The sequence below is a fragment of the Ellagibacter isourolithinifaciens genome, assembly GCF_008831035.1.
Taxonomy (GTDB): Bacteria; Actinomycetota; Coriobacteriia; order Coriobacteriales; family Eggerthellaceae; genus Ellagibacter; species Ellagibacter isourolithinifaciens.
On record NZ_WAJR01000014.1, the window covers coordinates 1 to 13,123 of the forward strand.

General features: G+C 56.9%; 12 protein-coding genes. 4 read left to right on the forward strand and 8 right to left on the reverse strand.

Annotation, left to right across the window (positions count from 1 at the left end; genetic code table 11):
- The first annotated feature begins 259 nt into the window (after positions 1 to 259).
- A complete protein-coding gene (locus F8C90_RS06545) occupies positions 260 to 1,741 on the forward strand; it encodes a DUF1846 domain-containing protein (RefSeq protein WP_158049709.1) in 1,482 nt (493 codons plus the stop codon).
- A 93-nt stretch (positions 1,742 to 1,834) separates the two neighbouring features.
- Here the strand turns inward: F8C90_RS06545 and F8C90_RS06550 are convergent, their stop codons facing one another.
- The 7 genes from F8C90_RS06550 to nrfD (F8C90_RS06580) form a co-directional block, all read right to left on the reverse strand.
- Positions 1,835 to 2,446 carry a TorD/DmsD family molecular chaperone gene (locus tag F8C90_RS06550; protein ID WP_246155833.1) on the reverse strand — a complete coding sequence of 204 codons (612 nt, stop codon included), beginning with the start codon at positions 2,444 to 2,446 and terminating at the stop codon, positions 1,835 to 1,837.
- Between the two features lie 105 nt (positions 2,447 to 2,551).
- Positions 2,552 to 3,763: an NrfD/PsrC family molybdoenzyme membrane anchor subunit gene (gene nrfD / locus F8C90_RS06555; protein WP_158049711.1), complete on the reverse strand. Its 1,212-nt coding sequence runs from the start codon at positions 3,761 to 3,763 to the stop codon at positions 2,552 to 2,554.
- A gap of 12 nt (positions 3,764 to 3,775) precedes the next feature.
- A complete protein-coding gene (locus F8C90_RS06560; RefSeq protein WP_158049713.1) occupies positions 3,776 to 4,393 on the reverse strand; it encodes a 4Fe-4S dicluster domain-containing protein in 618 nt (205 codons plus the stop codon).
- Positions 4,394 to 4,401: 8 nt separating this feature from the next.
- Positions 4,402 to 6,849 carry a molybdopterin-dependent oxidoreductase gene (locus tag F8C90_RS06565; RefSeq protein ID WP_170264578.1) on the reverse strand — a complete coding sequence of 816 codons (2,448 nt, stop codon included), beginning with the start codon at positions 6,847 to 6,849 and terminating at the stop codon, positions 4,402 to 4,404.
- A gap of 168 nt (positions 6,850 to 7,017) precedes the next feature.
- Complete coding sequence (locus F8C90_RS06570) at positions 7,018 to 7,932, reverse strand: slipin family protein (protein WP_158049717.1); 915 nt, start codon at positions 7,930 to 7,932, stop codon at positions 7,018 to 7,020.
- 89 nt (positions 7,933 to 8,021) lie between these two features.
- Positions 8,022 to 8,498, reverse strand: a complete 477-nt coding sequence (locus F8C90_RS06575; RefSeq protein ID WP_158049719.1) for a GntR family transcriptional regulator — start codon at positions 8,496 to 8,498, stop codon at positions 8,022 to 8,024.
- A 61-nt stretch (positions 8,499 to 8,559) separates the two neighbouring features.
- Complete coding sequence (gene nrfD, locus F8C90_RS06580; protein ID WP_158049721.1) at positions 8,560 to 9,465, reverse strand: NrfD/PsrC family molybdoenzyme membrane anchor subunit; 906 nt, start codon at positions 9,463 to 9,465, stop codon at positions 8,560 to 8,562.
- Positions 9,466 to 9,869: 404 nt separating this feature from the next.
- On the opposite strand from nrfD (F8C90_RS06580), the gene panB reads away from it, so the two are divergent.
- From panB to panD, 3 genes are read left to right on the forward strand one after another with little or no spacing between them, the layout of a single operon-like run.
- On the forward strand, positions 9,870 to 10,706 hold the full coding sequence (panB, locus tag F8C90_RS06585; protein WP_158049722.1) for a 3-methyl-2-oxobutanoate hydroxymethyltransferase: 837 nt from the start codon (positions 9,870 to 9,872) through the stop codon (positions 10,704 to 10,706).
- A 24-nt stretch (positions 10,707 to 10,730) separates the two neighbouring features.
- Positions 10,731 to 11,576, forward strand: a complete 846-nt coding sequence (panC, locus tag F8C90_RS06590) for a pantoate--beta-alanine ligase (protein ID WP_158049725.1) — start codon at positions 10,731 to 10,733, stop codon at positions 11,574 to 11,576.
- 21 nt (positions 11,577 to 11,597) lie between these two features.
- Positions 11,598 to 11,984 carry an aspartate 1-decarboxylase gene (gene panD / locus F8C90_RS06595; protein ID WP_158049727.1) on the forward strand — a complete coding sequence of 129 codons (387 nt, stop codon included), beginning with the start codon at positions 11,598 to 11,600 and terminating at the stop codon, positions 11,982 to 11,984.
- Positions 11,985 to 12,093: 109 nt separating this feature from the next.
- Here the strand turns inward: panD and F8C90_RS06600 are convergent, their stop codons facing one another.
- Entirely contained in the window at positions 12,094 to 13,059 is a 966-nt protein-coding gene (locus F8C90_RS06600) for an NAD(+)/NADH kinase (RefSeq protein WP_158049728.1), read from the reverse strand.
- Positions 13,060 to 13,123: the final 64 nt, after the last annotated feature.

Below are 13,123 nucleotides of genomic sequence, written 5' to 3' on the forward strand. Positions count from 1 at the left end.
TTATCCATATGCGGTTATTGCCTTTCCACGAATCCTAACTTCAGCAATTAAGATTCTAGGCGATAACCGCTTCCTGCTTTCTACGGACAGGGAAGCGGCCCCTTACACCAACATTCGGCACGCGATCAGGCGAGTTCCTTCGCATCTTTGAATCTTCGATTCAGAGCGCAAGCCCGCGCGCCGAGCGTCGCGGCCATCCTATATAATGGTTCGGTTCATGGGTATGCAAGGGTTGCGGAAAGCGAAAGGTCTCAATCATATGCGCCAAGGATTCGACAACGACAAGTACATCGCACTTCAGGCGGAGCACATCAGGAGCCGCATCAACCAGTTCGGGGGCAAGCTTTACCTCGAGTTCGGAGGCAAGCTCTTCGACGACTACCACGCAAGCCGCGTGCTCCCCGGGTTCGAACCCGACAGCAAGTTCCGCATGCTGAAGACTATGGTCGACGAGGTCGAAATCATCATCGCGATCAACGCGAACCACATCGAGAAATCAAAGACGCGCGGAGATCTGGGCATCACCTACGACGAGGAGGTCCTGCGCCTACTCGACGTGTTCCGCTCGCGCGGGTTCGCCACCTCAGGGGTCGTAATCACCCACTTCGAGAACCAGCCTTCCGCCGTGGCGTTCCGCTCGCGCCTCGACGGCCTGGGCATCAAGAGCTATCTGCACTACCCCATTGCCGGGTACCCCTACGACACCGCGCGCATCGTCTCCGACGAGGGCTACGGCAAAAACGAGTTCGTGGAAACGACGCACCCGCTCGTCGTGGTGACCGCACCCGGCCCCGGATCGGGCAAGATGGCCACCTGCCTCTCGCAGCTCTACCACGAGCACAAGCACGGCAACCTGGCGGGATACGCGAAATACGAGACGTTCCCCATCTGGAATCTGCCGCTGAAACATCCCGTCAACATCGCCTACGAGGCCGCGACAGTCGATCTGGACGACGCGAACTGCATCGACCCCTTCCACCTGGAGGCCTACGGGAAGACCACGGTGAACTACAACCGCGACGTGGAGATCTTCCCCGTACTTAAGACCATGATGGAACGGATCGCGGGAGAGAGCCCCTACCAGTCGCCCACCGATATGGGCGTGAACATGGCGGGGCTCGCAATCGTGGATGACGACGCCGTGCGCGAGGCCGCGAAGATGGAAATCGTGCGCCGCTACTTCCAAGCCGCCGTCGATGCGCGCCGCACCGGCATTCACGAGGAGCGCGTCGAGCGCCTCGAGCTTTTGATGAACCAGGCGGGCATCGACTCGAGCTTCTCGCCCGCGCGCTCGGTCGCTCTTCTTAAAGAGGAGACGACAGGCGGCCCGGCGGGCGCTATGGTGCTCGCCGACGGGCGCGTGGTCACCGGCAAGACCTCCCCGCTTTTGGGCGCCGCATCCTCCCTTCTGATGAACGCGCTCAAGGCGGTCTCGGGCGTCGACGACGACATCTACGTCATCAGCGACGACGTGATCAAGCCCATCTGCACGCTCAAGACCTCGACGCTGCACTCGAAGAACCCGCGCCTGCACTCAGACGAGACGCTTCTCGCGCTCTCGGTGAGCTCCGCGACCGACCCGCTCGCCCAGCAGCTCCTCGACCACGTCGACGACCTGCGCGGATGCGACGCTTTCTTCAGCGTGATCCTCTCTGCCACCGACGAGAGGCTCTATCGCACCTTGGGCATCAACGTATGCTGCGAGCCGAAATACGAGCAGCGCCGCTACTATCACAAATAGAGCGCTTGCACGATATAGAAACACCACGGCCCCATCGAGCTCCGCATGAGTCATCGCTCACGCACAAGGGCTAGATGGGGCCTTCGACGCTTCTTAGTAAGCAAGCAAAAGCGCCTTCTCTAGTCGGACAAGACCAGAGAAGTACCCTTCGGGAAAAACTCCTTCGATTCGGTCAAGGAACGCATCGATCCATGATAGAGGATGCTTAGCAATGAACGAGCGCAGCTGATTCTCGCAGTTCTCGCCCTTAACCGCGCATCGGCACAGCTCCGAAAGGTAGAGCAGCTCGATGCCCATGTGGTCCTCGTACTGGCGATTCTCGTTGCTCAGCTCCAGTCCGAGGTCGTGTAGGCAATTGCGCATTTCGAAGGTTGCCTCGCCAAAGCCAACGTTGGTGCTTCCTCGATACATCGTCTCCCACGGTGGAGCCGCAGGCGAGGGCGGTCCGACGAACAGGCGCGTGTACTCGACAGACGCAACCTCGACAGCCCTCTCGCCGCACTCCCTTCCGATACGCTCGGCGATGCCCTCGCAGAGGCTGACAGCCTCGCCGATGCTATCTTCCCCGAAGTCGGGAAGGCTTTTCCAAAACAGAGGGTCGAGCCCCACGGACTGGGTTTGCGTCATAGGCTTGAGCAGGGAGTTTCCGATGAAAGCAAGCATGTCGCCATACTGCAGGTAATCAATTTGAGTAACGATGGGCATCGTTTGCTCCTAACTATTCTCGAGCCGCCCACAGAAACCCTATCTGCAGGCGGAACGAGGATCAAAAGCATAAGAAGTAGGTGACGAGGATGTCGCACCAGGCGGTTAGGAAGCTTGGGCTTCGCTGGCCGCCGCCGTTGAAACCGCGACCTTCCCTCCCTCGATCAGCTTCGATACCAAAGCAAGATAAACCAGGCTTGCAAGGGATATGACGCCAAGCACCACGAGAATCTCGACAGGTGTCGGAACATAAGACCCGGCAGTCGACCAGATGTCGATGCCGCTCGAATGTGCGGCGACGCTCGAGCCTGACGAGATGCCGGGAGCACCCGCCATATTGGGGTGGATAAACGAGGTAAACAGAAGCCAAATACGCTTGCACAACACTCCAAGCACCACGAGCACGCTTGCTCCCATCACGAGTCCCGTACGCTGGCGATTCTTGGCAAACACCAGGATGCAGAAGGGAACGATCAAGCCGGCTGCGACCTCGAACCAAAAGAACGGGGCCGTCGCCCCCGAAAACATCTCGCCGAGGAGCTGCGCGCCGCCCGCAGTCTGGGGATAGGCAACCGTGAGGATCTCGCAGCCGATGAAGAACGCATCGACGGCGATGCAGGTTGCGAGCAGGCCGGCAAGACTCGCCATGAGATCGCGCCCCAGCTTGATAAGCTTCGCCTTCTCTAGCGCGACGAGGGAGATGAGAAGCAGGGCGAGACCCGAGTCCATGGCCGAAGCCACGAAGATAGGCGCCATGATAGCCGAGTACCAGCCCTCGCGGGAGATCTGCAAACCGAAGATCCATGCCGTCACGCTATGCACGAGGATGGCGATGGGGAGAGCGAAGCGGCTGATGACGGCAACCTTTTTCGGATCGGCCTTCTGCGAGCACATGAAGTACAGGTACAGGATGTTGATGATGAGATAGCAAACGATAACGCACACATCCCACAAGAGCGGAGACATGAAGTTCGGGCCGGTGAAGATGCGCCAAATGCGGTACACCCCGCCAAGATCGATAAGGACGAACAAGCCAGCCACGCAGATGCACACCGTAGACAAGACGACCGCCGGCAGAGCGACCTTCTTGAACTTCTCGATATGAAACACCGAAGCGGAGCTAGCGACGATAAGCCCGCCCGCAGACAGACCGACGAACAGCATGAACATGGTGATGTAGAGACCCCATGAAGTGCCGTTGTTCATACCGGTGACGCCAAGGCCGCCCATCAGCTGAAACACATAGGCGCATAACCCGGCGATCGCCAGGATGCAAAGGGCCCCCGTGGCAATCTTGTTCTTCTTAAGCAATTCCATAGCACACCTCCTTTATTTGAAGTAACGGACTTGCGGGCGCGTGCCCTGCTCTTCCAGGAGCACAAAAGTACTCTTTTCCCCGAGAAACTTCGAAATGGCGCTTTCGGGGTCGTCCAAATCACCGAACACGCGCGCTTCGGTCGGACAACACATCACGCACATAGGCTCTTCCCCGCGGTCGGTGCGCTCTTTGCACATCGTGCATTTCTCAGCAACGCCCTTCGGGCGAACAGGGACGTCCTTGTCTCCGTAGTTGAAATCGGGATCGCGCACAGGCTCGCTCCAATTGAATACGCGCGCGTTGTACGGGCACGCCGCCATGCACATGCGGCAGCCGATGCACTTGTCGTAGTCGATTTCCACACGGCCCTTGTCGTCTTTGTAAGTTGCGCCCGTCGGACACACTCTCAAGCAAGCAGGGTTTTCACAATGCTGACAGGCGAGCGGAATGTAGGTACGCGTGAGGTTCGGATACGTTCCTTCCGCCCCGTCGAACACCTCGCATCCCTCGGTAAGTACACGATTCCAATGCATTCCCATCGGCACGCTGTTCTGCATCTTGCAGGCATTCACGCAGGTATTGCACCCGATGCAGCGAAATAGGTTAATTGCCATGCCCAATTTAGCCATGATAATACCTACGCTTTCTTGACTTCAACGAGCGTGTCGTTGTAAGGGATCACCGGGCCATACGCCATCACCCGCCCGCGAGGAATGATGGTGGGATTCGTCACGTTTTGATAGTTCCCTGATTTCATGAACTTCGTCCACTCACCTTCCATAATGCGAATACTTCCCGGTCGGATAGACTCATTAGACCTCACAGGGCAGCTGAACTCGCCGCGATCGTTGTAGACGACGATGTCATCTTTGTCGGACAAGCCTCGGGATTTCATATCGACCGGATTCATCTCCACGCATGTTTTGTACAGTTCTTGAATCCAAGTGCTATCGCAGAATTGATCGTGGATATGGAAACGAGTTCTCGATTGCGCGTATTGCAGAGGGTACTTTGCTCGCACATCGCTATCAGGCGCCGTTTCCTCCGGGTACTCGAAAACGGGAAGGGCCTGGTTGAATTTGAGATACTTGTCGTAGTAAACTTCGAGCCTTCCGGTCGGGGAAGGGAATTTGAGCGATTTCATCGGGCAGTACGGCGTATCCGCGTTCTTCACCGTCATAACTCCCTGGTTTGCCTGCAGAGATTCGATAGTCACCTGATCGACGAGAGGACTCTTGATGTTCGCAAGCTGATAAGAAACCAATTCTTCCGTCGTCTTATGCATGACATCGCCCAGTCCCAAAGAGTCCATGAGCATGCGCTCAAGCTCGTACTCCGACTTGCTCTCGAACAGCGGCTCTATCACCTTCTCACGCAACATGATATGATCGCGAACAGCCTGGACACCCCCTATTTCCGTCTCACTTTCGAAGCGAGATGAAATAGGTAGGATAAGATCTGCATACTGCGAGCCCGAAATCGCGTGAATGTCGATATAGCACACGAAGTCCAAGGTCATAAGCCATTCGTAGACTTTGTTCAAGTCCGCGAAATGCTGCATAATCTGGTCTCCCAGCGTAATATAGCAACGGATGTCGTTTTCAACATACGGAAGCTCGTACACCGGGGTTTTGAAGGAAGAGGTTTTCATTTCAGGCTTAAGCGGCCAACTGGGTAACGTCGCGCTCGCATAGCCCCCATTGCCGGGGTATCCCAAACCAGTTCCCGATTTTCCAATATTTCCCGTAAGAGCAGCAAGGATTCCCGCCGCATGACCTGCAATATCGGAATTGTTGTACTTGTCGCAACCGCCTTGTCCGATAGCGAGCACAGATGGGGTGTCTAAAGCATACATCTTGGCGATGCGCTCGATTTCGCTCGCGGGGATCTTCGTTACGTCGGCAGCCCATTCAACGCTTTGCGTCTTTTGGCCTTCCTTAAACAACGTGAACGCGGTGGCATACGTCACGCCTTCGTAATCGAACTCGCCCTCGAGAGGCGTTTGGTCGTTGGTCTCCATATAAGACTTAGGCGCAGAAGTCGTCGGGTCCCACACCATGAAATCACCCTCAGGGCTTTCAAGCATAGTCCCATCAACAGTCGAAACGAGGAACGGGAACGTGGTGTGATCGCGCATAAACGCCTTGTCGTACCATTCGTTGTCGATGATGCTGCTTGCCATTCCCAGGTAAAAAGCCCCATCGGTACCAGGCTCGATGGGAATCCACTCATCGCTTTTCGAGGCCATCGAGCTATAGTGCGGGTCGATCACGATCGTATGCATCCCCGCCTCCATTGCATTGAAATAGTGACGTGAATGCGTGAGACTCGTCTCGATGAAGTTCAAGCTGATAGCGATAAAGGTCTTGCAGTTTTTCCAATCGCGAATGTCGTTAACCGCAGAAGCCGCCTTGAACCCGAACATGGGCGCCAACCCGTTCGAGATACCGATATCAATACCATGGTAAGAGGTATACCCACATTGCATGATATTACGCATGTTGGATATTTCCGACTCGGTTGCCGCAGCAAGATAGACGCTGCTCTTGCCATACTTATCCCAGCAGGATTTCACATTCTCAGAAAAGATATCGAGAGCCTCATCCCAGCTAATGGCAACGAATTCCCCGGAACCACGCTCGCCGACGCGCTTCATAGGAGACTGGATGCGATCGGCGCTGTAAACATGCTGGATTTCAGATAATCCTTTCAAACACACCGACTGGAAACCCTTAGCTGCAGCCATATTGGGCTCGATTTTGCAAAGTCGACCATCACGCACTGTGCATTTCAGCATGCAGTTACCACGGCAGTGCTTTTGATGGTAGGTATACGCAACGCGCTCCTCTGCTCCCTCGTCGGCATTCGCTTCGACAGGAGCCAGCCAATTGCTGGAAGATGTCATTCCCGCAGCGCCCGCTAAACCCAAGGCTCCAGCAGCACCAGCGGTTTTGAGAAAGCTTCTTCGAGTTAGCCCGACGCGCGAGCTTGTCACTTCCCCCATTTCCTCTCCTCTTTGACCAGAACGATTCGCCGACAGCGCCCGCGAGCCCCAAACTTTGTTCCCCCAGTGCGGCGACAGCAAGATCGTCCGTCTGACATTACATGGAATTGGCCAAATCCTATGACAATCAAGGTAACAGATTGTCATAGGTCAATCAAGATAATCCTATGATTTTTTGTCCTATGATTATTGTGCTTGAACGATAGATTGAACGATACTCAGACTGAGAGGCGCAATTACGGAAGCAGCTTATTTATGGCCAAGAGTGCCCTTCATCGTGTCGGGAAGCACATCGCCGAACCCTTCGCTAAAGGAGCTCGGGACGACCACGGTTCCGCCCGTCTCCCGCACGCTCTCATAGAGCAGGTGCATCGCGCGCAAACGAAGAGCCGAGTCGTTTGCATCATACGTTTTGCTTATGTCATCGAGCATATCGCTGATGTCTTGCTCCGCCTCCATCAAGATGATGCGCGCCTTCTTGCGCTGCTCAGCCTGCGCTTCAAGCGACATAACGTCCTGCAGTTCTTCGGGAAGGAGAATATCGCGAACTTCCACAGAGAGGATCGTAATGCCCCAAAGCGCCACCTTCTCTTCGAGGGTACTCTTCAGCTCGCGGTCAAGCTGCTCGCGACGAATGGCCACCTCAGCCGCGCCCGCCCGTCCGATTGCATCGCGTAGCGCCGTTTGCGCAGCAAGCTCAACCGCGCGGGAGAAGTCGCCCACCTCTGTACAAGCCGCCTTCGCATCCCACACCATCCAGAACAGAACAGCGTTCACATTGATGGGGACAAGATCGGAAGTGAGAGTCTCCTCCGCGCCAAATGTCGTCGACCTGATTCTCGTGTCCACCCGCATAGCGTTCTGCTCGATGATGGGAATAGTCCAATACAAGCCAGGGCCCGAAACGCGATTGAATTTTCCTAATCGGAGAACCACCACGCGCTCCCATTGCTGAGCGATGTGGGCCGACATCGTCGCAAGCATCGCCACCGCAAAAGAACAGACAATGATAACAAGTCCCACTTCCCCAAAAAGCAGCGACGAGAGCCCCATCACGACGCAGAGGCTCACCAAGAACACCGCTATCGAGAACACGAGAACCCCTGAGCCAGATGCACGCTCTCCGGCCACCTCGGCGCTTGCGTCCGGAACGACCTCCAGCATCCGCTTCTTGCGAAATGCACGAACACTTCCTTCTCCTGCATGAGCGTTCTTTGCTCCACTTGTCTTCACGCGTCGCTCCCTTGACTTCCCTACAGCTTTGCAGCTTTCTTATCCGAACCAGGTATATCGACTTCGACGATGCGCGCGGCACCGCGCTGATTCTTATTGCCAGCGCCAAGCTCGGTCATCTTCATCCGCTGAATACGGCGAGTGATGCCCGCCTGCACGTCATCGAGAGACAGACCCATGTTTCGGCAGGCGACAATACAGTCATCCATGACTTCATTCAGCTCTTGTGCGTATTCGCTATCTGCCTCCGCATTGAGATCTCGGACGAATGCGCCACGTCCACGAGTCGACTCGATGTAGTTGTCGGATGCCAAGCTAAGATAGGCCTTGTTCACAGTGTTGTAATTGATTGAAATATCGGACGCAAGCGCACGAACAGTTGGAAGTTGGTCGCCTGGTTTAAAGTATCCCGTGCTAATAAGGTACACGAGGCGTTGACGCAGTTGCACCCACAGGGGAACATCACTCGTCTTGTCTGGCTCAAAAGGGAAGCCCATCGTCTTCTACCTATCCTCTCGTTTCCACTCGAAACGTCTGCTTCGCTATCATCCGTTCCACTCAAATTCCGAAATGAACGCCAGCCTGAACAAGGCAATAGCGCATCATAAATCCACCTGCAAGCACGCAAGCAGCCGATGTCACCCCCAACGAGGGGCGAATAGGCTGCCGTGAGTACAATTGATAGTCGAGATCAAGCGGAACAACAAGCCCCAGCAAGACGAAGCCCGCCCAGAAAAGGCCCAAATTCGACCCGAGCACCAGCTCCCTACCCGACAAGACGACCGTCTCGCTTGCGGAAGAAAAGGTCGTCGCCAAAAACACAACGGCGGACAAACCCTCTAGGGCAATAACAAGCCCATCAAAAAACGCAACTCGCCGCAACACGGAGCCGAACACGCTCCCAAGCCCCGCAAGCAACGACGACCCCATCACAAGTCCCATCCCGCACGAAAGCGATGACAAGATGAAAAGCGCAGGAAGCCATATGTTATGCCATAGGGGAACGGAACGAAGGCTCTGAAGCAACAAACCCGTGTAGACAATAGCAACAAGCGAGAACAATGCGGTCAAAACGCAGAGCAACCGCAGGACAAAAACGCTACCTCCTTGAATCATTTGCGTCCACATCAACGCCTGCAAAGTTGCGCCTAGTATGCTGAAGATAAGCGCATATGCTCCGATGGTGATGTGAACCACCTTTGGACTTGTGAATAGCAATAAAACCCTATCTGCCCTTCCAAGGTCGACGAAAAGGAAAAGGACGCCAGCAACAAGGGCAACAAGGGCAAACGCGAAGCCAAATCCAAATAGTTTTCTGTACTCCCAAGACACGAAAATGCTACGTACGGGACTCTTTGAGAACCGATCCCGGGGGACAAGGATGCCCATGACTGACAAGACGAGACAAGCACCAGCGCCGGTGCCACCGAGGAATAGATAGCAAACAACAAGTTCGCTGAACATGCTTCCTCCCCTATCGTCAATAGAATTGTCTTAATTCAATTTCCATCATTCTACTATTTCGCTCAGCATTGCTCCTCCCGATTACGTTAATCGGTAAGCATCTTTCCGACATCGAAGAAGAATGGGCCACCCGGGAAACCCAATCCTCCCCGAAAGACTCATCCGTTTGCGTCAGATGCTTCTCATATCACAAACTGCTGCAGATTATCGCAGGATTGTAAGCGCTCGATTGAGCTTGCGAATCAACCATCGCCCGCAAAATCACGTGTTTTGCAGGCGATTTCTCTTTTTCCCTTTCCCTTGCCAGCCGCACGGCCTATACTCTCCAGCTGCACAAGGAGTGCGGGTGACCCGGCACGCGGCCAGGCATCCAGCCTCGAAGCATACAAATGAAAGGGACGGCTATGCCTGTTTCCAAGCAGACCGTCGCCACGTTCCAGCGCGCGAAAGCCGAGGGCAGAAAGTTGGCAATGCTGACCGCCTACGACTACTCGACCGCGAAGCTTCAAGACGAAGCGGGCGTTGACGGCATCCTCATCGGCGATTCCTTAGGGAACGTCATCTTAGGGTACGAAGATACTCTCTCAGTTACCATGGAAGATATGATTCACCACAGCCGCGCGGTCGCGCGCGGAGCCTCGCATGCACTCATCGTATGCGACATGCCCTTCCTCTCCTACGAGGTGAGCGTTGAAGACGCGGTGCGCAACGCCGGCCGCCTTTTGAAGGAAGGCCGCGCGAACGCCGTGAAGCTCGAGGGCGGGCGCGAAGTCTGCCCGCAGGTGCGCGCCATCGTGGCCGCAGGCATCCCTGTGATGGGGCATCTGGGCCTGACTCCGCAGTCGGTGAACGCCTTCGGCGGCTTCAAGGTGCAGGGCAAGACCGAGGAATCCGCCCGAGCGCTCCTCGACAACGCCTGTGCGCTTGAAGAAGCCGGCGCCTTCGCCATCGTGCTCGAGTGCGTGCCCGCCGCCTTGGCCGAGCTCGTCACCAGCCGCGTCTCGATTCCCACCATCGGCATCGGAGCCGGCGCGGCATGTGATGGGCAGATTCTCGTCTACCAGGACATGCTCGGCATGACGAGCGGCTTCTCCCCCAAGTTTGCGCGGCGCTTCGCCGAGGTGGGCGACGTGATGCGCAAGGGCTTCTCCGACTACATCGAGGCAGTCGGTGCCGGCACCTTCCCCGCCGACAGCGAGACCTTCCACTCAGGTGACGACGTCATCAAGAAACTGTACTAATTGAGCAAGAAAGACAACTCTCCTATGAATATTGCAACAACCGTCGAGCAGGCGAAGCAGACCGTGCGCCAATGGAAGGCCGAGGGGCTGACCGTAGGCCTCGTCCCCACGATGGGGTATCTCCACGAGGGTCACGAGAGCCTTATCAAGCGCGCCGTCGCCGAATGCGACCGCGTGATGGTGAGCGTGTTTTTGAACCCCATTCAGTTCGCGCCGAACGAGGATCTGGCCACCTACCCGCGCGACTTCGCCGCCGACACCGTGCTCATCGAGAACGCCGGCGCCGACCTGGTCTTCCATCCCGAGCCCTCCGAGCTCTATGCCCCCGATGCGTGCACGTTTGTGAACGTAGAGGAAATCACCTCTGAACTCTGCGGCAAGACGCGCCCCACGCATTTCCGCGGAGTGTGCACCGTGGTCTCCAAGCTCATGAACATCTCGCAGGCCGACCGCGCGTACTTCGGCCAAAAGGACGCGCAGCAGCTCGCTGTCGTTCGAAGAATGGTTCGCGACCTGAACATGAACGTCGAGGTCGTCGGGTGCCCCATCGTCCGCGAGGAAGACGGCCTTGCGAAAAGCTCGCGCAACACCTACCTCTCTCCCGCCGAGCGTGAAGCGGCGCTCGTGCTCTCCCGCGCGGTGCGCGAGGGGCATCATCTTATGGAAGAAGGCGAGCGCGACGCGAAGACGATTCTGGGCGCCATGCGCGCGATCATCGAAGCAGAGCCGCTCGCACGTATCGACTACGTCGAGATGGTGTCGTGGGACGGCATCAAACCCGTCGATGTTGCCGATTCCTCGGTCCTCGTGGCGATGGCGGTCTACATCGGCAAGACGCGCCTGATCGATAACTTCATCTTCGAGATGTAGCGCGCGAAAAGGAGAAGACCCATGCTCTTGCATATGTTGAAGGGAAAGATCCACCGCGCGACGGTCACGCAGGCCGAGCTCAACTACGTCGGCTCGATCACCGTTGACGAGGCTCTCATGGAGGCGGCCGGCATCCGCGAGTACGAGAAGGTGTCGATCGTCGACGTGAACAACGGCGCGCGCTTCGAGACCTACGTCATCGCAGGTGAGCGCGACAGCGGCACCATTTGCCTGAACGGCGCTGCCGCACGCTGCGTCTCGGTCGGCGACAAGATCATCATCATGTGCTACGCGATGATGACCGAGCAGGAGGCGGACGCAAACCCGCCGCGCGTCGTGCTCGTGGGCGCGAACAACAAACCCGAGCAGGTTGCCCGCTACGAGCGCCACGGGATGCTCGAGCAGTAAAACTATTCGAGGGCGGTGCCTATTCCGAAGCAGGCACCGCCCTTTCTGCAAGAGATGGCTCTCGGCACTCGGAGCTTCGTTTCCGCCCTCTCGACCAGCGACGCCGCCCCTAGAAGAACACCGAGGACGCGTATTCGTAGAAATTCTCGCCCTTGTAGCGCAAAAGCGTCGTCGGCTCGACGCCGCGGCGCACGTACATGTGCTTGATGGGCGACGGGAGCTTTGCCATGTCGCCGTCGATGAACAGCGTCGCCTCCCGCCCCGCCGCATTCTGCGACAAATCCATTTCCACCACATCGTTCTCCGAGGTGAGCATCGCACGGGCGCGAAGCGAGTGCGGGGCTATCGGCACGGCGATCAGCCCGTTGAAGCCAGGTGCCACAAGCGGCCCGCCGACGGAGAGCGCATAGGCGGTCGAGCCCGTCGCCGTAGCAACCACAAGCCCGTCGCCGCGCATGTCCGCAATAGGAACATCGGAGATGGAAAGCGAGAAATCGATGATGCGCCCGTTCGCACCGCGCGTCACCGCCGCCTCGTTCAGCGCGAAGAAGGTATGGCCTGGGGCGTCCTCAGCCGAGAGGCCCACACCCGCATCTTCCTCTTCGTCGAACCAGGCAGAAACCCTCTCGTGAGGCGATATGCCAAACGGCCCGCCCGCATCGCTTGATGCCCACGGGTCGACCTCCCCTTCGCAGACGATGTCGACGCGCAGATTGCTGCGCCGCTCGCTCACCGTCTCTCCCGCAAGCGCCGCCGCTACGATAGCGACCACACCGTCGTCGCTCTCGTTCGCGAGAAAGCCCAGTCTTCCAAAGTTGATTCCCAAAATCGGGACACCCGAGGTGCCGATGGCTCGCGCTGTGCGCAGGATCGTTCCGTCCCCGCCGAGGACGACCGCCAGATCGACGCCGCGGGCAAGCTGCTGCGAAACGAGAGGATTGGGATCGAGCCCCTCAAGGTCGGACGAATCGAATATCGCGTAACCGATTCCCTGTGTTCCCAGGTAAGTGGCTAAAAGCAGCGATGCATCTATCGCTTGCGAATTGGAGTTATTGCGTACGATGAGCAGGTTCATGAGAGCGCTTTCGTTGTGTTTGCTAAGATGAGATGATTATATCCGAAGAGAATTGGTCGTTTGC

Coding starts and splice junctions, on each gene's coding strand:
- panC (WP_158049725.1), top strand. CDS start 10,731: ATGAATATTGCAACAACCGTCGAGCAGGCGAAGCAGACCGTGCGCCAA.
- F8C90_RS06570 (WP_158049717.1), bottom strand. CDS start 7,932: ATGCTGGAGGTCGTTCCGGACGCAAGCGCCGAGGTGGCCGGAGAGCGT.
- F8C90_RS06560 (WP_158049713.1), bottom strand. CDS start 4,393: ATGGCTAAATTGGGCATGGCAATTAACCTATTTCGCTGCATCGGGTGC.
- F8C90_RS06600 (WP_158049728.1), bottom strand. CDS start 13,059: ATGAACCTGCTCATCGTACGCAATAACTCCAATTCGCAAGCGATAGAT.
- F8C90_RS06575 (WP_158049719.1), bottom strand. CDS start 8,498: ATGGGCTTCCCTTTTGAGCCAGACAAGACGAGTGATGTTCCCCTGTGG.
- panB (WP_158049722.1), top strand. CDS start 9,870: ATGCCTGTTTCCAAGCAGACCGTCGCCACGTTCCAGCGCGCGAAAGCC.
- nrfD (WP_158049711.1), bottom strand. CDS start 3,763: ATGGAATTGCTTAAGAAGAACAAGATTGCCACGGGGGCCCTTTGCATC.
- F8C90_RS06550 (WP_246155833.1), bottom strand. CDS start 2,446: ATGCCCATCGTTACTCAAATTGATTACCTGCAGTATGGCGACATGCTT.
- panD (WP_158049727.1), top strand. CDS start 11,598: ATGCTCTTGCATATGTTGAAGGGAAAGATCCACCGCGCGACGGTCACG.
- nrfD (WP_158049721.1), bottom strand. CDS start 9,465: ATGTTCAGCGAACTTGTTGTTTGCTATCTATTCCTCGGTGGCACCGGC.
- F8C90_RS06545 (WP_158049709.1), top strand. CDS start 260: ATGCGCCAAGGATTCGACAACGACAAGTACATCGCACTTCAGGCGGAG.